The sequence below is a fragment of the Plantibacter sp. VKM Ac-2876 genome (assembly GCF_015350715.1).
Lineage (GTDB): Bacteria > Actinomycetota > Actinomycetes > Actinomycetales > Microbacteriaceae > Plantibacter > Plantibacter auratus.
In genome coordinates, this window is record NZ_JADKSI010000001.1 from 75,122 (window position 1) to 96,304 (window position 21,183).

At 69.4% G+C, this 21,183-nt stretch carries 20 protein-coding genes and 3 tRNA genes; 6 read left to right on the plus strand and 17 right to left on the minus strand.

Going from position 1 to position 21,183, the window contains the following annotated elements:
* Positions 1-60 precede the first annotated feature (60 nt).
* From ITJ62_RS00335 to lysS, 5 genes are all read right to left on the minus strand, one after another.
* Positions 61-3,627: an SdrD B-like domain-containing protein gene (locus ITJ62_RS00335; RefSeq protein WP_194599246.1), complete on the minus strand. Its 3,567-nt coding sequence runs from the start codon at positions 3,625-3,627 to the stop codon at positions 61-63.
* A gap of 91 nt (positions 3,628-3,718) precedes the next feature.
* Entirely contained in the window at positions 3,719-5,188 is a 1,470-nt protein-coding gene (gene cls / locus ITJ62_RS00340; RefSeq protein ID WP_194599247.1) for a cardiolipin synthase, read from the minus strand.
* A 78-nt stretch (positions 5,189-5,266) separates the two neighbouring features.
* The gene (locus tag ITJ62_RS00345) at positions 5,267-5,464 is read right to left on the minus strand and encodes a hypothetical protein (protein WP_194718988.1); all 198 of its coding nucleotides are present in this window, start codon (positions 5,462-5,464) and stop codon (positions 5,267-5,269) included.
* An 80-nt stretch (positions 5,465-5,544) separates the two neighbouring features.
* Positions 5,545-5,691: a hypothetical protein gene (locus ITJ62_RS00350; protein WP_153303387.1), complete on the minus strand. Its 147-nt coding sequence runs from the start codon at positions 5,689-5,691 to the stop codon at positions 5,545-5,547.
* Between the two features lie 41 nt (positions 5,692-5,732).
* Positions 5,733-7,253, minus strand: a complete 1,521-nt coding sequence (gene lysS, locus ITJ62_RS00355) for a lysine--tRNA ligase (protein ID WP_194599248.1) — start codon at positions 7,251-7,253, stop codon at positions 5,733-5,735.
* A 217-nt stretch (positions 7,254-7,470) separates the two neighbouring features.
* Here lysS and ITJ62_RS00360 point away from each other — a divergent pair, with 217 nt between their 5' ends.
* The gene (locus ITJ62_RS00360; protein WP_194599249.1) at positions 7,471-7,968 is read left to right on the plus strand and encodes a DoxX family protein; all 498 of its coding nucleotides are present in this window, start codon (positions 7,471-7,473) and stop codon (positions 7,966-7,968) included.
* A 71-nt stretch (positions 7,969-8,039) separates the two neighbouring features.
* Here ITJ62_RS00360 and ITJ62_RS00365 read toward each other — a convergent pair whose 3' ends face one another.
* The 11 genes from ITJ62_RS00365 to tilS form a co-directional block, all read right to left on the minus strand.
* Positions 8,040-8,753 carry a Rossmann-like and DUF2520 domain-containing protein gene (locus ITJ62_RS00365; protein WP_086474715.1) on the minus strand — a complete coding sequence of 238 codons (714 nt, stop codon included), beginning with the start codon at positions 8,751-8,753 and terminating at the stop codon, positions 8,040-8,042.
* Positions 8,750-10,570, minus strand: a complete 1,821-nt coding sequence (locus ITJ62_RS00370) for a PH domain-containing protein (protein WP_194599250.1) — start codon at positions 10,568-10,570, stop codon at positions 8,750-8,752. The genes ITJ62_RS00365 and ITJ62_RS00370 overlap by 4 nt, the downstream gene beginning before the upstream one ends.
* The gene (locus ITJ62_RS00375; RefSeq protein WP_194599251.1) at positions 10,567-11,178 is read right to left on the minus strand and encodes a PH domain-containing protein; all 612 of its coding nucleotides are present in this window, start codon (positions 11,176-11,178) and stop codon (positions 10,567-10,569) included. The genes ITJ62_RS00370 and ITJ62_RS00375 overlap by 4 nt, the downstream gene beginning before the upstream one ends.
* Positions 11,138-11,617, minus strand: coding sequence for a DUF3180 domain-containing protein (locus ITJ62_RS00380; protein WP_079001580.1), 480 nt, complete (start codon positions 11,615-11,617; stop codon positions 11,138-11,140). Before ITJ62_RS00380 ends, ITJ62_RS00375 begins: the two co-directional genes overlap by 41 nt.
* Positions 11,614-12,174 carry a 2-amino-4-hydroxy-6-hydroxymethyldihydropteridine diphosphokinase gene (folK, locus tag ITJ62_RS00385; protein WP_194599252.1) on the minus strand — a complete coding sequence of 187 codons (561 nt, stop codon included), beginning with the start codon at positions 12,172-12,174 and terminating at the stop codon, positions 11,614-11,616. Before folK ends, ITJ62_RS00380 begins: the two co-directional genes overlap by 4 nt.
* Positions 12,174-12,563, minus strand: a complete 390-nt coding sequence (folB, locus tag ITJ62_RS00390; protein WP_079705157.1) for a dihydroneopterin aldolase — start codon at positions 12,561-12,563, stop codon at positions 12,174-12,176. Before folB ends, folK begins: the two co-directional genes overlap by 1 nt.
* Complete coding sequence (folP, locus tag ITJ62_RS00395; protein WP_194599253.1) at positions 12,556-13,359, minus strand: dihydropteroate synthase; 804 nt, start codon at positions 13,357-13,359, stop codon at positions 12,556-12,558. The genes folB and folP overlap by 8 nt, the downstream gene beginning before the upstream one ends.
* 4 nt (positions 13,360-13,363) lie before the next feature.
* Complete coding sequence (gene folE / locus ITJ62_RS00400; protein WP_137242242.1) at positions 13,364-14,026, minus strand: GTP cyclohydrolase I FolE; 663 nt, start codon at positions 14,024-14,026, stop codon at positions 13,364-13,366.
* 5 nt (positions 14,027-14,031) lie between these two features.
* Entirely contained in the window at positions 14,032-16,050 is a 2,019-nt protein-coding gene (gene ftsH / locus ITJ62_RS00405; protein ID WP_191940565.1) for an ATP-dependent zinc metalloprotease FtsH, read from the minus strand.
* A 154-nt stretch (positions 16,051-16,204) separates the two neighbouring features.
* Positions 16,205-16,756 (minus strand): hypoxanthine phosphoribosyltransferase, encoded by a 552-nt coding sequence (hpt, locus tag ITJ62_RS00410; RefSeq protein WP_064294334.1) that lies wholly within the window; start codon positions 16,754-16,756, stop codon positions 16,205-16,207.
* 62 nt (positions 16,757-16,818) lie between these two features.
* A complete protein-coding gene (gene tilS, locus ITJ62_RS00415; RefSeq protein WP_370581771.1) occupies positions 16,819-17,826 on the minus strand; it encodes a tRNA lysidine(34) synthetase TilS in 1,008 nt (335 codons plus the stop codon).
* A 129-nt stretch (positions 17,827-17,955) separates the two neighbouring features.
* On the opposite strand from tilS, the gene ITJ62_RS00420 reads away from it, so the two are divergent.
* Positions 17,956-18,447, plus strand: a complete 492-nt coding sequence (locus ITJ62_RS00420) for an inorganic diphosphatase (protein WP_064294335.1) — start codon at positions 17,956-17,958, stop codon at positions 18,445-18,447.
* Positions 18,448-18,534: 87 nt separating this feature from the next.
* On the opposite strand, the gene ITJ62_RS00425 is transcribed toward ITJ62_RS00420, so the two are convergent.
* Positions 18,535-19,830, minus strand: a complete 1,296-nt coding sequence (locus ITJ62_RS00425; RefSeq protein WP_082915904.1) for a M23 family metallopeptidase — start codon at positions 19,828-19,830, stop codon at positions 18,535-18,537.
* A gap of 291 nt (positions 19,831-20,121) precedes the next feature.
* Here ITJ62_RS00425 and ITJ62_RS00430 point away from each other — a divergent pair.
* The 4 genes from ITJ62_RS00430 to ITJ62_RS00445 all read left to right on the plus strand — a co-directional run bounded on the left by ITJ62_RS00430 (position 20,122) and on the right by ITJ62_RS00445 (position 21,133).
* Positions 20,122-20,197, plus strand: a tRNA-Glu gene (locus tag ITJ62_RS00430).
* 117 nt (positions 20,198-20,314) lie between these two features.
* Positions 20,315-20,388 (plus strand) — tRNA-Asp (locus ITJ62_RS00435).
* Positions 20,389-20,466: 78 nt separating this feature from the next.
* A tRNA-Phe gene (locus ITJ62_RS00440) sits at positions 20,467-20,539 on the plus strand.
* A gap of 117 nt (positions 20,540-20,656) precedes the next feature.
* The gene (locus tag ITJ62_RS00445) at positions 20,657-21,133 is read left to right on the plus strand and encodes a hypothetical protein (protein ID WP_194599255.1); all 477 of its coding nucleotides are present in this window, start codon (positions 20,657-20,659) and stop codon (positions 21,131-21,133) included.
* Positions 21,134-21,183 lie beyond the last annotated feature (50 nt).

The window sequence follows — 21,183 nt, forward strand, 5'->3', positions numbered from 1 at the left end:
CGCTGACCAGCGCCCTCAGACGGAGGGGTCGCCCACTCGGCGGCCGACCCCTCCGCCCGGTCACGCTGCGGAGTCGTCCGTCCTGCGACGACGGAGCATCATGAGCCCCGTGCCTCCTCCGAGGAGCACGATCGCGGCCACGACGCCGGCGAACACCCAGGCGGTTCCGGTGTCGGCCAGGTCTCCCGCGCGGCCGGCCGCAGCGGGTGCGTCGTCCTTCGGGATCCCCGGCGGATCGACCGGCGGGACCGGAGGTTCGGCTCCGGCCACGAGCCCGCCGTTCCAGGTGAGATCCTCGGCGTCGGCACCGGTGGGAGACGGGTCGATGATGGAGATGTCCTGCATCACGCCCGTCTCGGGCACCACGGCGGAGTTCAGCAGGTCGTCCGTCCCGACCCGAAGTGCCGTCGCGCCCGCGTTCGCCGGCACGTCGACGAGGATCGCGTAGTCACCGGACACGAGCCCGGAGAACCGATAGGAGCCGTCGGCGTCCGTCGTCGTGTCGGTTTCGACGGGCGAACCGAACTTGTCGACGCCGGACAGGTGCAGCGCCACGTCCGGAACTCCGGCACCGGGCGTCCCGTCCGGCCCGTCGTTGTCGAGGCCGTCCTCGTTCGTGTCCCACCACAGTCGTTGACCGATCGAGGAGGACACGACCCGGGTGCTCACGAGCGGCGAGCGTGCGCCGAGCGTCTGTGTCGCCGAACGGACGGTCGCGTCGTTGCCGAAGGAGGACCCACTCGGGGCGCCGCTCGAGACCAGTGTGTACTGCACCTCGACCCGCTCCATCGCAGCGAGCGAAGCGACGTCCAGGCGCAGGGCCGTGACCTCCCCGAACGATGCGGCGCACCCGGAGGTGCCGAGCTCGGCGGCAGTGCACCAGGCGGACCCGGCCGGGAGGTCCCCGTACCCGGCGCTCCCGTCCACCGCGGAGGACGCGGTGACGGCGTCCGGATCGGCGTCGGTGTACCGGACCGTGACGCCCGCAGGGGCGTCGACCGCGCCGATGAGCTTCCCCGCGGCGGAGGAACCACGCTGGTCGCCGACGTAGGGAAGGACGTCGATCGACGACGCGTCCTGCTGCGGGGTGTCGGCGTTCATGTTCGCGAAGGACACGGTGTAGTCGACGTCGTCGCCGGACTCGATCGCCGTCTGCGCGACCGACTTCTCGATGCGCAGCCCACCCGGAGAGCTGAGGGAGACCGTCTGACGCGAATAGTGGGCGTCGGAGGTCGTCGGGGATGCGGGGATGTCGGTGAGTGACGACGGGTCGTCGGGGCTCGAGACGACGACCTGGTTGACGAGATCACCGATCATCGTGGAATCGGTCTTCGCCCAGTAAGTGATCACCGGTTCGCTGCCGCGGTCGATCCGGTCGAACGACCAGGTCAGTTCCGTGGTGCCGTCCTCGGCCACCTCCACGGAGTCCGGTACGTGGGAGACGTCCGTCGGGTCGTAGGTGAGCCCCTTCGGGAGCCGATCCACCACGACGACGTCGCGTGAGGAGTCGACGAGTCCGGACTTGCTGGCGATCTGCGGGGTGAGTGCGAACTGCACGCGATCCCCGGAGGCGACGTGCGCGGGTGCCCCAGGCTCGACGGTCGGCGCGACGGCCCGCTTGGCGATCGCGACGGACCCCTCGGAGACGAGCACGCGGTCGCCGCGTGGAAAGTCCTTGTTCGTCGCCTGCACGGGGTCGTATTTCGCGTGGTACCAGTCGTCCTCGGTCCAGTAGGTCCGCTTGTCGACGTCGTCGTGATAGAAGGTGGGCGACTTCACCGAGTAGGTCTCGGTCACCGTCTCGCCGACAGGGAGGCCGTCGCGGAGCTGCAGGGTGAGCGCCGCGTTGAACTGCGCGCCAGCCGGGAGGGCGTCACCCACGGGGCGGTACCGGACACGCGTCACCTCCTCGAGGTCGAGCGACTGCCAGTTCGCCGTCCACGAGGCGTCGTCATCGTCGCAGGTCGCCGCACTCAGGTCGTGCCAACGGGTCGCGTCATCGGCACCGGGGTCGGTGACCGGGGTCGTGCCGTACTCGACGATGACGTGGCTGGGGTTGAAGTCGCCGAGCGAACTGGACGCGCGCACCGTGACCGGTGGCCAGGTCGAGTCGATGGTCGAGACGTGCTGGGTCTTCGGGTCGAACACCTGGCAGACGATCGCATCCTCCATCGACGCGGTCGTCGAGGAGTTGTTGATCGCCGTGTTCGCGACGAAGGTCTGTCCGGTCGTCACCGGCCCGTCACCGGACCCGATCGAGCTCTGACCGGGGATCTTCGTCAGGTTCGCCGAATTGTCGACGTACCGCGTGCTGTGGCCAATACCCAGACGGCGGGTGAGCCGGGTGGTCACGGTGTTGTCGTCCAGCGGCTCGGCGGCGTTCGCGATCCGCTCGCCCGCCGCGTTCTCCCCGAAGGCGACCAGGTCGCGCAACGTGACCACCGAGTCGATGCTGCCGTCAGCGGGGACGTCCGTGTGCGGGACGAACACCGCGAACTTGCCGATGCCGACATAGCCACGAGTCGCGATGTTGTAGCCCGCGGCAGACTTGGTCGGCAGGTGGTCCGCGCTGAAATCGGCGCCCGAGATCACGACGTGGATGAGGTTCGGATTCGAGGCGTCGGGCGTGCAGGTCCACGTTCCGGAGTCGGTGACGCCGTTCGGCCCACCGCCCGAGCTCTTCGGGAAGGCGCCGACGTCGTAGGGGTTCATGGCGCAACGCTGTCCGGCGAAGTCGACCACCTCGGCGTTCTCGCTGAAGTCGGAGAGGTCGATGTCGAAGGCCACGTCGCCGACGACGACCGACTGTCCGCGAGCGCCGAGCGCTCCCGCGGAGTTGTAACCGGCCAGGTCGACGTAGGTGTCGAAGGACACCCGGTAACCCGCGACGCCCTCCGCATTGACCACGGCGTGGTCGGTGTTGTACCGCTTGGCGCCGATGTTCAGGCGGGGCCCACTGCTCACCACGAGGTCGTCGGGCGTCGTGGACGACGACACCGTCTGCCCGCTCGTGGCGTCCACCGCCGACGCCTGGACCGCTTCGTCGGGAGCGGGCAGGACCGTGCCGTCGGGCAGCGCCGTGCTGGCCGTCGCGACGAGATCGTACGTGGACACCGAGTTGGGAGCGACGTCGTGCACCACGCAGTCGACGGTGCGTGCGTCCTCACTCACGGTCGAGCCCTCACCGCAGTATCCGGGGAGCGAGCCGACCGCCGGCCAGGTCAACCCGGACGGGAGCGTCTGCCGGACGGTCACGACACCGTCCTGGGGTGCGCCGTTGACCTGCACCTCCACGCGATAGGTGACCGTGTCGTGGGAACGCAGGACGAGGTCGTCCCCGCTCGTGTCGTTACCGGGGCCGGCCTCCTCGTCGAAGGGCGCGGTACCGGTGATCGTCCGCTGCAACTGGGTCAGCAGCGTCAACGCCGCCGGGCCGCCGGAGGCGTCGGGGGACGGAACGGGATCAGGTGTCGGCACCTCCTCGGGCGACGTGGTGGAGCTGTCGTCGGGCGGCGGCGGATCGGTGGCGGCCGAGGCTGGCACGATCGCACCGAAGCCGATCAATGCCGCAGCAGCAGCGGCGGTGCAGGCCGCGAGGGGCCGGGGCGGGGAGTTCAGGAGGGACATGCGTCACTTTCTCGAGGTGGCCGACCTTGAGAGAATATCAGACAGATATATCTGTACCGATACGACACATGTTTGTTATTTCAGTGGTGTGCTATTGAAGCGCGGAGGTCAGCCTCGCGAGGTTGTCGAGCACCGTCGAGCGCAGCGGCTGCTTCAACCATTCCGCGAGCGTCAGTTCCTTGCTGATCTCCCGGTACCCGTCCTCGACGCCGCGCATCTCCTGGACGAACTCGCGCCCGCGGACCATGAGCGAGACCTCGAGGTTGAGACCGAAGGAGCGCATGTCCATGTTGCTCGATCCGATCACGGCGACGTCGTCGTCGATCGTGAAGTGCTTCGCGTGCAGGATGTACGGCGCCGGGTATTGGAAGATCCGCACGCCGGCCCGCAGGAGCGCCTCGTAGTAGGAGCGCTGCGCGTGCCAGACCATCGCCTGGTCGCCGATCTCCGAGACGAACAGGTCGACCGGCACACCGCGCTGGACCGCGGTCGTGACCGCTGCGAGCAACGACTCGTCGGGCACGAAATACGGACTCGTGATGACGATGCGCCGCTGCGCCGCATAGATGAGCGTGAGGAACAGCTTGAGGTTGTTGTCCCCGTCGAACCCCGGCCCGCTCGGTACGACCTGCAGTTCGAGGTCGCCCACCGGTCGGGCCTCGAGCAGGCCGACCTCGTGGGACAGGACATCGCCGGTCTCGCTGTACCAGTCGCTCAGGAAGATCGTGTTGATCCCCGCGACCCCGGGGCCCTCCACCCGCGTCATGAGCTCCTGCCACTGGAGACCCCGCTTGATGTTGCCCGGCTTGTTGTAACTCCGGTCGATCATGTTCTGCGAGCCCATGAACGCGACCGCGCCGTCGACGATCACCATCTTGCGGTGGTTCCGGAGGTCGGGACGTTGGAACTTGCCCTTGAACGGTTGGAGCGGCAGCATGAGCGCCCACTGGGCGCCCATCGTGGTAAGGCGTTTCAGCGTGTGCTTGTAGTCGGGGGTCCGCCAGCTCGCGAAGTGGTCGAGCAGCACGCGGACCGTGACGCCGCGGGCCACCGCGCGCTCGAGCGCGTCGAAGAACGGCTTCGTGGTGCGATCGCAGGTGAGGATGTAGAACTCGACGTGCACGAACTGCTCGGCACGGTCGACCTCGTCGGCCATGGCGTGGAGCGATGCCTCGTAGTCGCCGATGAGACTCGCGGTGTTCCCGCCCTGCAGCGGCATCGACCCGAGGTTGCGGTTGAGCGTCACGACCGACCGGAACCAGGCCGGTGCGTTCGACGTCAGGTTCGCCTTGACGAGGTCACGGGTGGTCTGGCGGATGTAGACGTTGATGTCGTACTGCTTCCGCCGGCGCACCCGGGGCAGTTTCGGGTTGCCGATGAGGAGGAAGGCGATGACGCCGACGTACGGGATGAGGAAGATCGCGAGGAGCCAGGCCATCCCGGCGGTGGGGCGCCGGTTGCGCGGTACGACGATCACCGCGATGACACGGATGATGAAGTCCAGGACGAGGGCCGTGATGCCCAGCCAGTTCCAGGAGAACTCGATCGTCATGTCGCCCATCCGCTCAGCTGCCGAGGCTCCAGCCTACTGACCATGCCGGACAGCTGTGGGGCGACATCGCCGCGTGATACTGGCGGGTCAGACCTCGCGAGGGGCGGAGGGCTCGACCGGCGGGAGACCGAGCTTCGCGCGCTGCTCCGCCTCGACCTGCGCGTACGCCTTGCGCTCGTTGCGGTCGGACCGCAGGATGGCGCGCATGACGACCCAGAAGATGATGCCGACGACCACGGTGGGCAGCAGCGACCAGAGCGCGTTGAGCCAGTAGTCTTCGATCACCCGTCAATCGTACCGCCCTTCGACAGGCTCAGGGACCGGAACGAAGCGGTGGCGCGATCCCGAACGGGCGCGCAGCCGGCTCAGGAGCCTCCGGCGAGGGCGCCCCACAGGCCGCTGACGACGAGGTACAGGCCGATCCCGCCGACCACGATCCAGATCGTGATGCGCGCCGTCGTCGGCCCCTGCTTCTTCGGGTCCTGGTGGTCGCCGGGGTCCATCATGCTCATCGTCGCGCCTGACTGTCGGTGGTCGTGCTGCCGGGTGGCCGCTACTTGACCAGGGGGAAGAGGATCGTCTCGCGGATACCGAGACCGGTCAGCGCCATGAGGAGTCGGTCGATGCCCATCCCCATGCCGCCGGAGGGCGGCATCCCGAACTCGAGCGCACGCAGGAACTCCTCGTCGAGACGCATGGCCTCGACGTCGCCCTGCGCGGCGAGCTTCGCCTGCTCGATGAAGCGTTCGCGCTGCACGACCGGGTCGACGAGCTCGGAGTAGCCGGTGGCGAGCTCGAAGCCGCGGACGTAGAGGTCCCACTTCTCGACCGCGCCCTCGATGGAGCGGTGGGCGCGCACGAGCGGGCTCGTGTCGACCGGGAAGTCCATGACGAAGGTCGGGCGCTCGAGGCCACCCTTGACGAAGTGCTCCCACAGCTCCTCGACGTACTTGCCGTGGATGGGGTGCGGAACCTCGACGCCCTCACGCTCGGCGAGCGCCTTGAGTTCCTCGATCGGCGTCTGCGGCGTGATCTCGACCCCAGCGGCGGCTGACAGGCTCTCGAACATCGAGATGCGGTCCCACTCGCCACCGAGGTCGAACTCCGCGCCGTCGGCCCAGGTGACGACGTGGCTCCCGCTCGTCGCGAGCGCGGCGTTCTGGATGAGGGTCTGCGTGAGGTCGGCCATGGTGCCGTAGTCGCCGTACGCCTCGTACGCCTCGAGCATGGCGAACTCGGGGCTGTGCGTGGAGTCGGCGCCCTCGTTCCGGAAGTTGCGGTTGATCTCGTAGACGTGGTCGATGCCGCCGACGACGGCGCGCTTCAGGTACAGCTCGGGCGCGATGCGCAGGTAGAGCTCGGTGTCGAACGCGTTCGAGTGGGTGACGAAGGGGCGGGCCGAGGCTCCACCGTGCATGACCTGGAGCATCGGCGTCTCGACCTCGACGAAGTCGCGCTCCGTGAAGGTCTGGCGGAGGCTGGCCACCGTCTTGGCCCGGTCGAGCACGTTCTTGCGCGCCTGGTCGCGGGCGATGAGGTCGAGGTACCGGCTCCGGACCCGCGTCTCCTCGTTGAGCTCGTTGTGGAGGTTCGGCAGGGGCAGGATCGCCTTCGCCGCGATGGTCCACTCGGCCACCATGATCGACAGTTCGCCGCGACGGCTGGAGATGACCTCGCCGGAGACGAAGACGTGGTCGCCGAGGTCGACGAGCTCCTTCCAGGCCGCGAGCTGCTCGTCGCCGACGCTGGCGAGGCTCACCATCGCCTGGATGCGGCTGCCGTCGCCCGACTGGAGGCTGGCGAAGCAGAGCTTGCCGGTGTTGCGCAGGTGCACGACGCGCCCCGCGACGCCGACCGTGACGCCGGTCGCCTCGTCGGGCTGGAGCTCACCGAAGCGGGCGCGCACCGCCGGGATCGTGTCGGTGATGGGGAGGGTGACGGGGTAGGCGCCACCGGCACCCGACGTCGCCTCGTCGATGAGGCGCTGGCGCTTCGCGAGCCGGACGGCCTTCTGCTCGGAGAGCTCTGCCTGCTCTGCTGCGTCGTCGATCGGCTCTGGCGTCGTGTCAGTCATGCGGTGGGATTCTCCTCGTGCGGTCACTGGAGTTTACCGGGGACCGTGCGGGCCTCGCGCACGCCCGGCTTCCTATGAACCGGCTATCGACGGCCTGACAAGGGTCTGCGAACAACCATTCGGAGGACATCGCCGGGTACCCGGGCCGTGCTTGGCTCGAAGGACAGGAGTCCCGATCGGGGGCACCGACGCCGGAAACGAACTCGAAAGGCTCGTCATGACGACGCTCTCCGACCACCAGCACACCGACCACCGCGATGCCACCACCGTCCCACCGGTCCCGGCCTCTCCCGCCGCGCCGCGCGGACAGACGGGGATCGACGCCGGTCTCCTCCTCCTGCGCCTCGCCCTCGGCGTGGTCTTCATCGCCCACGGCCTCCAGAAGTTCCTCGTCGACTCCATCCCTGGCGTCGCCTCCGGGTTCGCCGGCATGGGCATCCCGGCCCCAGAGGTCGCGGCGGTCGTCGTCGCCGGTCTCGAGGTGGTCGGCGGCCTGCTGCTCATCGTCGGCCTCGGCACCCGCATCGTCGGCGCCCTGCTCGCGGTGACCATGGCGGTGGCGATGGTGCTCGTGCATCTGCCGGCGGGGTTCTACGCCGCCGACGGTGGCTTCGAGTACGTCATGCTGCTCGCACTCGCGTCGCTCGCGCTCACCCTCGCCGGCCCTGGCCGACTCGCGATCGACGCGCTGATCCGTCGCCGCCGCACCCGCTGACACGGGTCCGCCGACACGGATCCGCCCGCCTGCCCGGACTCGGGTGGGCGGGCGGCGGTCCGTCCACCCGGCTAGAGCAGCTCGTCGACGTCGGGCGTGGTCGCACCGCGCAGAGCTTCGTCGACCGACGACCGCACGAGCGACGACAGGAAACCGCCGGCGTTCTCCACGCCGATGTCCTGGAGCAGGCCCGTCGCCTGCTGCACGACCGCGCGCGAGAAGCTCGCGGCCGTCTCCACCGCCTCGGCGTAGGCCGCACGATCGGCCTCGGCGATGATCACGGGCTCCGCGCCCATCTCGACCACGAGCGCCTGCCCGATCGGTTGGACCGGGGCCGGTGCGGTCACGGCGAACGACGTCTCGTGGAGCCGGGCGAGGTCGAGGCTCGTCCCGGTGAACACCATCGCGGGGTGCAACGCCAACGGGATGGCGCCGGCGCGCGCGGCCGGAGCGAGGACAGCGGTCCCGAACCGAGCCGAGGTGTGCGCGACGAGCTGACCCGGCTGCCACGCACCCACCGCCGCGAGCCCTTCGACCAACGACGCGAGTTGCGCATCGGGTACGGCGATGACGACGAGTTCGCTCCGCTCGACCACCTCGGTCGGATCGAGCACCGGCACATCCGGCAACAGCGCGTTCGCCCGTTCGAGGCTCTCCTCCGACACCGCGGTGATGCCGACGATCGCGTGTCCTGCTCCCCCGAGCGCCGCTCCGATGACCGGGCCGACCCGTCCGCTCCCGATGATCCCGACGCCGAGCCTGGCGCTCCGTCGTTCCGCGCTCACGTGGTCCTCCGATCCTGGTCGGTCGTCGGGAGCGGCACGGACGGTGCCGGGCTCTGCTCCTGCCACGGCTCGGCGTCCGCCTGCGTCGTCGGCTGGGTGTCCGACTGCGCCATCGGCTCATCGAGGTAGGGCGCCGGCGCCTGCGCCTCGGACGGTTGGTGCTCGGGGTCGAAGCTCGCCCACCGGTGACTGCGGTCGGTCGACTGCGCGACCACGATCGCCGCCGACGCCGCGTCGAACATCCGCACCGCCTCGTCGCGGGCCATGGCCGGGAGCTTGGCGATCACCGGGCCGGGGACCGTGTGCGCGGTCGCGGAGGCGAGATCGAGCGCGCGCAGGAGCGGTCCCTGGTCGATCCGGAGGCTCTGCAGGCGTGCGAGCGGGAGGATGTGGAGTTTGCGCCAGACCACGCCCTGCCGGAACAGCAGCATCCCGTCGCGCAGGGCGTAGCCGGTACGACGCCAGGAGAACCAGTTGATCCATCGCGAGCGGCGGGGCGAACCCACGAAACCGACGCCGTCGCGCGTGGCGAGGGCCGACTGCAGGGGCGCCCAGGCGCTGCCGTCGATGCGTCCCGCGAGCATCAGCTCCACGACCTGGGCGGCGTCCACGAGCGACCCGACCGGCAACACCGTGTTGCTCGTCGCACCCCGAGCAGCCTGCTCCAACGACAGGCCGGCTTTGTTGATCCGGACCCGCCACCAGCCGAACGGGCGCCAGATGATGGGCTGCGACACCTCGATCGCGTGGATCCGGCCGGGCGGGACGGTGTCGTTGGTCGTCGAGAAGAGCCCGAAGCCGATGCGGACGCCCGAGGGCGTCGCGGCGATGCTGTAGCGCAGCGACTTCGTCACGCTCGACCAGACGAAGGCCCCGAGACTCAGCACCATGGGGACGAGCCAGAACCAGGCCCAGTCCAGGCCGTTGACGAGGAGCACGACACCGACCACGACCGAGATCAGGACGATCACGGTGAACGGGCTGAGCAGCGTGGACCCGACCAGGCGTCCGAGCGTCAGGCGCACGACGGAGTCCGGCACCGCCTCGTCCGGGTCGAGTTCGGGCGAGATGAAGTCGTCGACGCGCTCGGTCACGAACCGGGACACCCCGCCGGCGCCGTCGGGCACCGATTGCGGCGGCAGGGTCGGGTCGACCGGGTCGCCGGCTGCGGCGGTCTGCCGGCGTTCGGCGAGCTTCACCCCGCTCGCGAGCGTGAGGACGTCCCGGCGGAGGCCGTCGGCGTCGGCACCGTACAAATACTCGAGTTTGACGTTCGCGTCCTGGCCCGCGACGCTCACGTTGATGCGTGAGGCCCCGATGAGCCTGGCGAGGAGCGGCTTCTCGATGGAGACGCCCTGGATGCGGTCGAGCTTGGCTTTGCGGTTCGTGCGGAACAGGATCCCGCTGCGCACCTCCACCGCCTCGTCGGTGACCCGGAAGGTGTGCATGCGCCACGAGAACCAGAACACGGCGATCACCACGATGAGCCCGACGGCGATCGCGAGGAGCACCCATCCGACGAAGCCGTGGTTGAGGATGTAGTCGATCGGGTCGGTCGGCTGCTCCATCCCCGGAGCGGGGATGAAGAACTCGATGAGGCGCTCGCGGAGGTTCGCGATGACGATGCCGAGGATGGCGACGAACGCGATCCCGCCTCGAAGCAACGGCGTCGCCGGGTGCAGCCGGTGCCACTGCCCGTCGACGAGACTCTGTCCGGCCACCCGTGGGACGATCGCCTCGGCCGTCGGCTTCACCCGAGGACCCGCGGCCGGAGCTTCGAACCGCTCCGGCGGTCCTGCCGCCTGGTGCTCGCTCACAGTCCGGTCCGCCGGCTCTCCGCCACCGCGACCAGGTGGTCGCGCAGCCCTTCGGCCTCGGCTTCCGGCAACCCGTTGATCACCACTCCGGTCGAGGCGGAGGCGGTCACGAACTTGAGGTCGGCGAGGCCGAACGCCCGCGAGAGGGGCCCTCGGTTGATGTCGACGAGCTGCATGCGCCCGTACGGCACGGCGACGAAGCGCTGCCACATGATCCCTCGGCGGAACAACAGATCGTCCGCGCGCAGTTGATACCCGATCGATCGGATGCGGCGCGGGATGAACGCCGCGGCGATCAGGGAGATCACGGCGAAGGCGGCGAACGGCCACCAGATCCAGGTCCAGTCCCAGACGAGCGCGACGAAGACCACGGCCGCGGTGACGAGCACGAGGCCGGCGCCCTCGGAGATGAACTCGACGGCGATGAGCTTGCGACTCACACGGCGCCACTCGGCATCAGGCAGTTCGAGCCGCTTGCCGCTCTGCTCCGCGGGGCCGGCGTGGACCGTCTCCGGCGACGACAGCTCCTGCAGCGGCGTCTCGATCAGCGGCCGTTCAGCGGGCTGATCAGGTGTGGGACGGGGCTCCCCCGGGTGCGGCGTCGTCATCATCATCCTTCGGAACGGTGCAGAACCACTCGGCCACCAAGGCGGCGACGACGAGTGCGACGGATCCCACGATGGACGCGATCACCAGCCACAACGAGCCTATCGCGGGCAGGATCGGGCGGGTCAGGACGAAGAGCAGGATCCCGACGGTCGCCCCGGCCACCAGGGAGCCGGCATGGCTCGAGGCCTTCGCGAGCGCGGCGACCCGCATGGCGCGGAACGGATCGATCCGCCGGGTGGCGCGACCGGTCGTGCTGCGGCGGATCGGCCAGGACAGGGCGATGAGGATGATCGCGACCGCCACGAGCGAGACCGCGAGGGTGACGGGCGGGATGATCGACGCGCGTCCGCCGGAGACCATCGCGACCTCGACGAGGAAGCCGACGACGACGCCCACCCCGGCGAGGACGATGAGCGGTGTCGCGGTGGTGCGGGTCACGGGTGCGTGCCGTCGTCGGGGACCACGGAGCCGTCCTTGGCGGCCGCGAGGGTGTCGAGGCGGCCGACGCCGGGCAGCGTCGCGTCGGGGTCGAGGAGCAGCCAGGGCACGACGACGAACCCGCGCTCGGCGGCTCGCGGGTGCGGGACCGTCAGGCGTTCGTCGTCGATCGTCTCGTCGTCGTAGGCGATGAGGTCGAGGTCGAGCGTCCGATCGCCCCAGCGCTCCTCGCGGACACGGCCGTGCGCGAGTTCGATCCGCTGGAGTTCGTCGAGGAGCGCGTGCGGCTGGAGGCGGGTGCGGACGACCGCGACACCGTTGAGGTAGGCCGGAGCCGACTCGTCGACACCGGACAACTTGACGGCCGCACTCGAGACGAGCGGCGACGGCCGCACCTCGAGCACCCCGTCGACGGCGGCGAGGTCGTCCACCGCCTGTGCGATCGTCGCGCGGCGGTCCCCCAGGTTCGCCCCGATGGCCACGACGGCCCAGACGGCGCGAGGCTTCGGTGGTCCGGGCCGACGGGCGGGGTCGTGGATCGGCGTGCGCGAGACCATCAGACGGCCCGCCCGGCCTGGGTGCGGTCGGCCTGGGTTCGCTCGATCGTCACCGCCACGTCCGCGAAGGGCACGGTGATCGGCGCGCTCGGCTTGTGCACCGTGACCCGGACCGCTTCCGCGCGTTCGTTCGCGAGCACCACGTCGGCGATGCGCTCGGCCACGGTCTCGATGAGGTCGACCGGGTCGCGCTCCACGGCAGCGACGACCGCCTCGGCGAGCTCCCCGTAGTGCATGGTCGCGCCGAGCTCGTCGCCGCCGGCGGCCGGGCGGAGGTCCAGCGACACGGTGACGTCGATGACGAACTCCTGTCCGGCCTCGCGCTCGAAGTCGAAGACGCCGTGGTGCGCGAACGCCCGCAGGCCCGTGAGGGTGATCGAATCAGTCATCGGCTCCACCTTGCCATGCATCGAGGGTATCGAGAGCGAGTCTGGTGGCGGCGACGTCGTGGACGCGCACACCCCAGGCTCCGGCCTGCGCGGCCAGCACGCTCACCACGGCGCTCGGCAGGTCGCGCGCCTCCATCGGGGCGTCCTCGGGGAGGAGCGCTCCGATGAACCGCTTGCGGGACGCGCCCACCAGCACCGGGAACCCGAGCTCGCGCAGCAGGTCGAGTCGGGCGAGGATGCGCCAGTTGTGCTCGGCGTGCTTGGAGAACCCGAGGCCGGGATCGACGACGATCCGGCCGGGGTCGACGCCCTGACCGCGGAGGGTCGTCACCCGGTCGTCGAGTTCCCGAGCGACGTCGACCGCCGCGTCGGTGTACGTGGCGCGGCTCGCCATGTCGGCCGAGTGCCCGCGCCAATGGCTGATGACGCAGTCGAGACCGGACGCCGCCATCACGCCCGGCATGCGATCGTCGGCGAGGCCGCCGGAGACGTCGTTGATGATCGAGGCACCGGCGTCGGCCGCGGCACGGGCGGTCTCCGCGTTCATCGTGTCGATGCTCACTCGCGCACCAGCGGCTGCCAGTGCAGCGATGACGGGTGCGACCCGGTGCTGCTCCTCGCGGGTGTCGACCCGGGCGGCACCGGGCCGCGTCGACTCGCCGCCGACGTCGATGATGGTCGCCCCGGCCGCGATGAGCTCGAGCCCGTGGGCAACGGCGTCGTCGACGTCGAGGTACCGGCCGCCGTCGCTGAACGAGTCGGGTGTGACGTTGACGACGCCCATGATCTGGAACATGCGATCACCCCGCCTGGTCGGCGGACGCGCCGATCAGGACCATCAGCTCTGCCCGGGCAGCCGGATCGGCCAGGGCTCCACGGCTGGCGATGGTGACGGTGGTGCTCGTCAGCTGGCGTGAACCGCGCATCGAGACGCAGCCGTGTGCGGCCTGGAGCACGACGAGGACACCGCGGGGCGCGAGCCGTTCGACGAGGGTGTCGGCGATCTGCTCGCTCAGCCGCTCCTGGACCTGCGGGCGCGAGGCGAGTGTGTCGACGAGCTTCGGCAGCGCACCGAGTCCGATGACGAGGTCGTCGGGCAGGTACGCGATGTGCGCCGTGCCGAGGAACGGGAGCAGATGGTGCTCGCAGACGGAACGGAAGGCGATGTCCCGGACGAGCACGACGTCGCTGGTCGCGCCCTCCTCGATCGGGATGGGGCGGGCCAGGTGCACACCGGCGTCCTGACCGACGCCACCGAAGAACTCCGCGTACGCGTCGGCGACACGCGTCGGGGTGTCGGTGAGGCCGTCGCGGGATGGGTCCTCGCCGATCGCCTCGAGGATCTCGAGGACCGCTGCGGCGATCCGCTCGCGGTCCACGGACGACCGCGAGGCCGAGCCCTGATCGGGCTCGGCCTGCGCGGCTGCGACCGCGTCGTCCGCGGTGTGCTCGCCGTGGGTCATGCGGGCTAGGCGGTCGCCGGTCGCGGCTTCGTCGCGCGGGTGCGCTTGGGCTTCACGGGAGCCTCGGGCTCGGGCTCCGAGCTCACGCCGCCGTCAGCCGCACCGGAGTCGATGGGGGCGGTGAACGAGGCGGAACCGACGGCCGAACCCGACCCGACGGGACGCTTCTTGCTGGACAGCCAGACGGGGCGCGGCGGGAGCTTCTTGACGTCCTTGAAGATCTCGGCCAGCTGGACGTGGTCGAGGGTCTCCTTCTCCATCAGCTCGGCGGCGAGGCGGTCGAGCACGGCCCGGTTGGTCGTGATGACCTGCCACGCTTCGTCGTGCGCGGCCTCGATGAGCTCGCGGACCTGGGCGTCGACCCGCTGCGCGATCTCCTCGGAGTAGTCGCGCTGGTGGCCCATGTCGCGGCCGAGGAACATCTCGCCCGAGGACTGCCCGAGCTTGACGGCACCGACGTCGGTGGTCATGCCGTACTCGGTGACCATCTTGCGGGCGATACCCGTGGCCTTCTCGATGTCGTTCGACGCGCCCGTGGTCGGGTCGTGGAAGACGAGCTCTTCGGCGACGCGGCCGCCCATCGCGTAGGCGAGCTGGTCGAGCAGCTCGTTGCGCGTGACGGAGTACTTGTCTTCGAGAGGCAGGACCATCGTGTACCCGAGGGCGCGGCCGCGCGGGAGGATCGTGACCTTCGTGACGGGGTCGGTGTTGTTCATCGCCGCCGCTGCGAGCGCGTGACCGCCCTCGTGGTAGGCGGTGATGAGCTTCTCCTGCTCGCGCATGACGCGCGTGCGGCGCTGCGGACCGGCGATGACGCGGTCGATGGCCTCGTCGAGTGCGCGGTTGTCGATCAGCTGCGCGTTGGAGCGCGCCGTGAGCAGTGCGGCCTCGTTGAGGACGTTGGCGAGGTCGGCACCGGTGAAGCCGGGCGACTTGCGTGCCACGACCTCGAGGTCGACGCTCGCGGCGAGCGGCTTGCCCTTGCCGTGCACCTCGAGGATCTTCTTGCGGCCGGCGAGGTCGGGGGCGTCGACGCCGATCTGGCGGTCGAAGCGACCCGGGCGCAGCAGAGCGGGGTCGAGGATGTCGGGGCGGTTGGTCGCAGCGATCAGAATGACGTTCGTCTTGACGTCGAAGCCGTCCATCTCGACGAGGAGCTGGTTGAGGGTCTGCTCGCGCTCGTCGTGGCCGCCGCCCATGCCGGCACCGCGGTGACGACCGACGGCGTCGATCTCGTCGACGAAGATGATCGCGGGCGAGTTCTCCTTGGCCTGCTGGAAGAGGTCGCGGACGCGGCTCGCACCGACACCGACGAACATCTCGACGAAGTCGGAACCGGAGATCGAGTAGAACGGCACACCGGCTTCACCGGCGACGGCGCGGGCGAGGAGCGTCTTGCCCGTTCCTGGAGGGCCGTACAGCAGGACGCCCTTCGGGATGCGCGCACCGACGGCCTGGAACTTCGCGGGCTCCTTGAGGAAGTCCTTGATCTCCTCGAGTTCCTCGATCGCCTCGTCGGCACCGGCTACGTCGTCGAAGGTCACCTTCGGCGACTCCTTCGAGACGAGCTTCGCCTTCGACTTGCCGAACTGCATGACCTTGTTGCCGCCGCCCTGCATGCCGGAGAGCATCAGCCAGAAGAAGACACCGATGAGGAGCAGCGGGAGGAGGAGCCCGAGCATCGACAGGAGCCAGCTCGGCTGGGGCACCTTGTCGTTGTAGCCACCGGACGGGTCTGCGGCGTCGACGGCCTCGACCACGTCGGCCGCACGGGCGCCGACGTAGTAGAACTGCACCTGCTTGCCGAACTCGTCGTCGGCCTTCGTCAGCGTGAGGTCGACGCGCTGGTCGCCGTCGGTGATGACGGCCTCCTTGACCTGCCCCTTCTCGAGGAAGGCGAGACCCTCCTGCGTGGAGACCTCACGGAAGCCGTTCATGCTCATCAGGCTGATGCCGATCCAGAAGACCAGGGCGGCGATGATGAGGTACGGGATGGGACCCTTGAAGAGACGCTTGACGTTCATAAGTTGAGAGGCCGGGGCTGGCCCGTTCCCTTTCTGCAGGAGGGGTCGACGGGCGGAGCCGCGTCGCGAATCAGGCTACCCCCTCGCCGCTGGATGCCTCCCCTGTGTTTGCCGTGGGCTTAACGGGGGTGCGGTGTGAGGTCGGTGGAGTGGTTCAGGCGTAAACGTGCGGGGCGAGGACGCCGACGTCGCGGAGGTTGCGGTACTTCTCGTCGAAGTCGAGGCCGTACCCGACGACGAAGTCGTTCGGGATGTCGAAACCGACGTACTTGCACTCGACGTGCACCTTGGCGGCCTCGGGCTTGCGGAGGAGCGCGCACACCTCGATGGACGCGGCTCCGCGCGAGGCGAAGTTCTCGAGCAGCCAGGAGAGGGTGAGCCCGGAGTCGATGATGTCCTCGACGATCAGGACGTGGCGGCCCGTGAGGTCGGCGTCGAGGTCCTTGCGGATCTGGACGACACCGCTCGACTTCGTGCCGGCGCCGTACGAGCTGACGGCCATCCAGTCCATCGAGAGCGGGATGCGGAGTTCGCGCGCGAGGTCGGCCATGACCATGACCGCACCCTTCAGCACGCCGACGAGCAGGACGTCCTTCCCGGCGTAGTCGGTCTCGATCTGCCGGGCGAGTTCGGCGAGCTTGTCGCGGATCTCCTGCTCGGTGACGAGGATGGTCGTGAGGTCGTCGGAAATGTCGCTCTGCTCCATGCGTCGAGTGTATGCGAGATGACCCGGACGCCCGTGCGCCTCCTGCTCGGGGAGCCTTCGGATCAGCGGGCTGCGAAGACGATGCGTCCCGCGTGTCGGGACGCCGTCAGGCCGGGCAGGTCGATCGGACCCTGGCCCGCCCAATCGGTGACGAGCCGCGCGACCTCGATCGTCTGCGACCTCGTGAGCGAGACGCCGAACTCGCTCTGGACGATGTACCGGAGGACCCGCTGGCGGAGCGCCGCCGGATTGGCGGCGAGGGCCCCGGCACTGACGGAGATACCGGCCTCAGCGTGCTCGACGAGCTCCTCGATGGTCTCCTCGATCATCTCCTCGAACGCGTCCGCGTCCTCCCGGGCGGCGTCGGCGGTGCGGGCGAGGGCCTCGGCGATCCCCGGCCCGAGCTCCGCCTCGAGCACCGGCAGGACCCGCTCCCGGACCCGGACCCGCGCGTAGGCGTCGTCGGTGTTGTGCGGGTCGTGCCACGGTTCGAGTCCTTCGGCAGCGCACGCCTCGCGGGTCTGGGAGCGCCGGATCGCGAGCAGCGGTCGGAGGAGCGCACCGGAGACGGGCGCCATGCCCTGGAGGCTGCCCGTGCCCGACCCTCGGGCGAGGCCGAGGAGCACGGTCTCCGCCTGGTCGTCGAGGGTGTGCGCGAGCAGCACCAGGGACGCACCGACCTCGGCTCGCGCGGCGTCGAGTGCGGTGTACCGGGCCGCCCGTGCCGCGGCCTCCGGTCCACCCTCGGAGCCCACCTCGACGGCCCGGACGAGGACGGGGTCGAGCCCGAGGGCACGCGCCTGGTCTGCGGCACGCGCCGCGACGTCGGCCGAGCCCGGTTGCAGTCCGTGGTCGACGATCACGGCGCCGGCCCGCAGGCCGACCTTTCCGGCCTCGAACGCGGTCGCGGCGGCGAGCGCGAGCGAGTCCGCACCGCCGCTCAGTGCGACGAGCAGGTCGGCACCGGTGGCGTCACGCGACGGCGTGGACGCCGTGCCCGCGATCGCGTCGCGCACCGCCTTCCGCAGGGCGGCGACGGACGGGTGGAGCGGGGGTCGGACGTCGTTCACGCGGACCACGCTATTGCACCGCGCCGAGCGCCTCCCCACACCGTTCGCTCCGGGACGCATCGGTTATGGTTGGTCCTCGTCGGCGACCGCGCCGACTCCACGTCATCCAACCGCGCAAGGAGCAGGCTTATGGCCGAGTACGACGCCGTCATCGAGATCCCGCGGGGCAGCCGCAACAAGTACGAGATCGACCACGAGACCGGTCGGGTCTTCCTGGACCGCGTCCTGTTCACGAGCTTCGTCTACCCCGCCGACTACGGCTTCTTCGAGAACACCCTCGGCGAGGACGGCGACCCGGTCGACGTCCTGGTCCTGCTCGACTTCCCGACCTTCCCGGGCGTCGGCATCAAGGTCCGCCCCGTCGGTGTGCTGCACATGACGGACGACGGCGGCGGCGACGACAAGGTCATCGCCGTCCAGTACAAGGACCCGCGCTGGTCGCACATCCAGGACCTGAACGACATCCCGCAGGCGACGCGCGACGAGATCGAGCACTTCTTCGTCCACTACAAGGACACCGAGCCCGGCAAGTGGGCGCGGATCGACGGCTGGGGCGACGCCGCCGCGGCCGAGAAGATCATCCTCGCGGGCTTCGACAAGCTCAAGGCGGAGGGGCACTGACCCACTGCGGACCTCCGCACACCGCATGACGAAGCGGCCGGCACCCTCGGGTGCCGGCCGCTTCGTCATGCGGGTCGCTGCGCTCGATCAGCCGAGCGGCGCTCCGCGGTCGGCCATGAACGGCTGCGCATCGATCGCACTGCCGTTGATCCGGACCTCGAAGTGCAGGTGGCAGCCGGTGGAGGCGCCGGTCGTGCCGACGTAGGCGATGACCTGTCCGGCGGAGACCTGACTACCGACAGCGACCTGGATGCCGCCGTTGACGATGTGTGCGTAGCCGGTCGAGACGCCGGCCCCGTGCTCGATGAGGATGAAGTTGCCGTAGGTGCCGTACCAGCCGGCGTAGCTGACGGTGCCCCCGGTCGCCGCGTAGATCGGGATCCCGCAGCCGCCCGCGATGTCGGTCCCGCGGTGGAAGCTGCCCGAGCTGCCGCCTCCGGTGGAGATCGGGTCACGGTAACCGTAGGTGCCCGAGATGCTGCCGGAGGCCGGGATCGCCCAGCCCTGGCTGCTGAGCTGGCCGCCGTCGGCACTCTGTCCACGCGCCGCCGCTTCGGCCGCGGCTTTCGCCTTCGCGGCCGCGACGCCCGCCTCGTAATCCTTGACGGTCTTCGCCGTGGAGTCCTGCAAGGCGCTGAGCTGCGCGTTGAGTGTGACGATCAGTTCCTGGTTCTGCTCAAGTTTGTCGGCTGCCGCGGACGCAGCCGCCTGCGCTGCCTCCATCGCCACCTGGGCGGCCTGACGGAGGGACTCGCGCTCGTCGCGGGCGACACCGGCCTGTTCACCGAGCGCAGCCGCGGTGTTGCGTGCGGCGACCGCCTGCTCGTAGACGCCGTTGCTGTGCTCGGCGACCTGGTTCATGTTGCCGAGCTTGGACAGGAGGTCGGTCGCGCCCTTGCTCTCGCCGTCGAGGAAGAGGCTCAGGCTGAGGTCGGCGCCGCCGGAGCGGTAGAGCTGCGAAGCGACCCGACCGGCCTGCTTCGTCGCGGTGTCGGCCTCGGTCGTCTTGGCGTCGGCCTGCGACTGGATCGCGGTGGCCCGGGCGTCGGCCTCGAAGAAGGCCTCTTCAGCGGCCTGGAACTCCGTACCGCGTTTCTCGGCCTCGTCCTGGGCGACCTGCAATTCGTCCTGCAACTGGACGATGAAGTTCTTGATGTTCGTGACCTCGGCGGCCTTGGCGGCCTCATTGCCCTTCGCGGCCTGGACGTCGTCCCACGAGGGGTAGTCGGCAGCTGACGCCGGACCGGCGACGCCGAACGAGCCGACGATCGCGAGCGACATGACGATGGCGGCGGTGAGGCGTCCTCGCCACCGCACGGAGGACGCCGATCCGGCGTTGGTCGTCCGGCTTCGGCGCCAAGCGCCGGCAAGCTTCTTGCTCATGAAGTAGGGGCCCATCTCGGTTCGCTGCAGTCACATCGGTCACATCGGTACCACTGTCCACGCTAGCCCGACGGGGGTCGGGACCGGCTGCGGACACTCCCGTCGGCCGCGGCATCCGGGAGTGGTCCACGCCAGAGGCTAACCCCGGCCGGGGGCCGTGCAGTGGTCATTCGGCGCCTGTCGTCACATCCGGCATGGAGCGCAGATCGCTGCTCCGCGAACCCGATTTTGGATTCGGCCGTTTCATCCGTATGCTTGTCGCTCGGTAGTCATGAAGCTTCAGGGCTTCGCGGCCCTATCGTTTAGCGGCCTAGGACACCGCCCTTTCACGGCGGCAGCACGGGTTCGAATCCCGTTGGGGTCACCACCGACTACTGGAAAAACAGCCGCTCGGATTCAGGTATAGTGAATCTGCGCGACTGCGAGAAGCACCGAGTAACGCCAGCATCACCGCAGTTCGTATCACCAGCAATTCAACATGTATGGCCCTGTAGCGCAGTTGGTTAGCGTGCCGCCCTGTCACGGCGGAGGTCGCGGGTTCAAGTCCCGTCAGGGTCGCAAAAGGTCGGAAGCCCTCTCGCAAGGGAGGGCTTCTGCTTTTGAGACATCGTCGCCGTTCGTGCAGCTGATGTACTCGGCTCTGTAGCTCAGTTGGTAGAGCGCACGACTGAAAATCGTGAGGTCACGGGATCGACGCCCGTCGGAGCCACGGAACCCCCACCTAGCTTCTACATGGTGGGGGTTCTTTTTTTTGCCCGGACGCCCGTGAACACCCCCGCCAGCACCTGAGTTGCCACTCCTGGCCCGCGGCGGACAGACTCGCACTGTGGAATCGAAACCGTCACGCTGGGTGACCGCCTCCGTGTTCGCGGTCCTGCTGGGGACGTCGCTCGCGGCGTGCTCGGGCACGAGGTACGGACTGCCACCGGACGAAGCCGTCGGCACGTGGCGGAGTGGAGACACCCGGCTCGAGCTCGCCGACGACGGAACGTTCGAGGTCACCGGCTGGCCCTCGCAGGTCCAGTGCAGCCGCGACGACGACCCCCGTTCGGACGAGCCGATCAGCTTCTCCGGGACCTGGATGGTGGACAACGAGGGAACCCGCCGAGACCTCATCCTGCATCCCGGTGACGGCGCCTGCGAGTCGTCCCGGATCGCCTCCGACGTACGGAGCGACGACGGTCTCGCACGCCTGTGCATTCACGCCCGTGGATCCTTGTCCGGCCCCGCTGAGAACTTCTTCACCCTCTACCAGGGTGATCCTCCGGCGACCGAGGATCCGGATCGCTGCCTGAACTACTAGCCCGCCCGGCCCCAGCGGCCGCGCGGGCAGAGGCGTCTCGCCCGCCCGGT

Bases quoted from the DNA above. Each gene is read 5' to 3' on its own strand.
- ITJ62_RS00335 (WP_194599246.1), bottom strand. From the start codon at position 3,627: ATGTCCCTCCTGAACTCCCCGCCCCGGCCCCTCGCGGCCTGCACCGCC.
- cls (WP_194599247.1), bottom strand. From the start codon at position 5,188: ATGGGCGACATGACGATCGAGTTCTCCTGGAACTGGCTGGGCATCACG.
- ITJ62_RS00350 (WP_153303387.1), bottom strand. From the start codon at position 5,691: ATGAGCATGATGGACCCCGGCGACCACCAGGACCCGAAGAAGCAGGGG.
- lysS (WP_194599248.1), bottom strand. From the start codon at position 7,253: ATGACTGACACGACGCCAGAGCCGATCGACGACGCAGCAGAGCAGGCA.
- ITJ62_RS00360 (WP_194599249.1), top strand. From the start codon at position 7,471: ATGACGACGCTCTCCGACCACCAGCACACCGACCACCGCGATGCCACC.
- ITJ62_RS00375 (WP_194599251.1), bottom strand. From the start codon at position 11,178: ATGACGACGCCGCACCCGGGGGAGCCCCGTCCCACACCTGATCAGCCC.
- folK (WP_194599252.1), bottom strand. From the start codon at position 12,174: ATGGTCTCGCGCACGCCGATCCACGACCCCGCCCGTCGGCCCGGACCA.
- folB (WP_079705157.1), bottom strand. From the start codon at position 12,563: ATGACTGATTCGATCACCCTCACGGGCCTGCGGGCGTTCGCGCACCAC.
- folP (WP_194599253.1), bottom strand. From the start codon at position 13,359: ATGTTCCAGATCATGGGCGTCGTCAACGTCACACCCGACTCGTTCAGC.
- folE (WP_137242242.1), bottom strand. From the start codon at position 14,026: ATGACCCACGGCGAGCACACCGCGGACGACGCGGTCGCAGCCGCGCAG.
- ftsH (WP_191940565.1), bottom strand. From the start codon at position 16,050: ATGAACGTCAAGCGTCTCTTCAAGGGTCCCATCCCGTACCTCATCATC.
- hpt (WP_064294334.1), bottom strand. From the start codon at position 16,756: ATGGAGCAGAGCGACATTTCCGACGACCTCACGACCATCCTCGTCACC.
- ITJ62_RS00420 (WP_064294335.1), top strand. From the start codon at position 17,956: ATGGCCGAGTACGACGCCGTCATCGAGATCCCGCGGGGCAGCCGCAAC.
- ITJ62_RS00425 (WP_082915904.1), bottom strand. From the start codon at position 19,830: ATGAGCAAGAAGCTTGCCGGCGCTTGGCGCCGAAGCCGGACGACCAAC.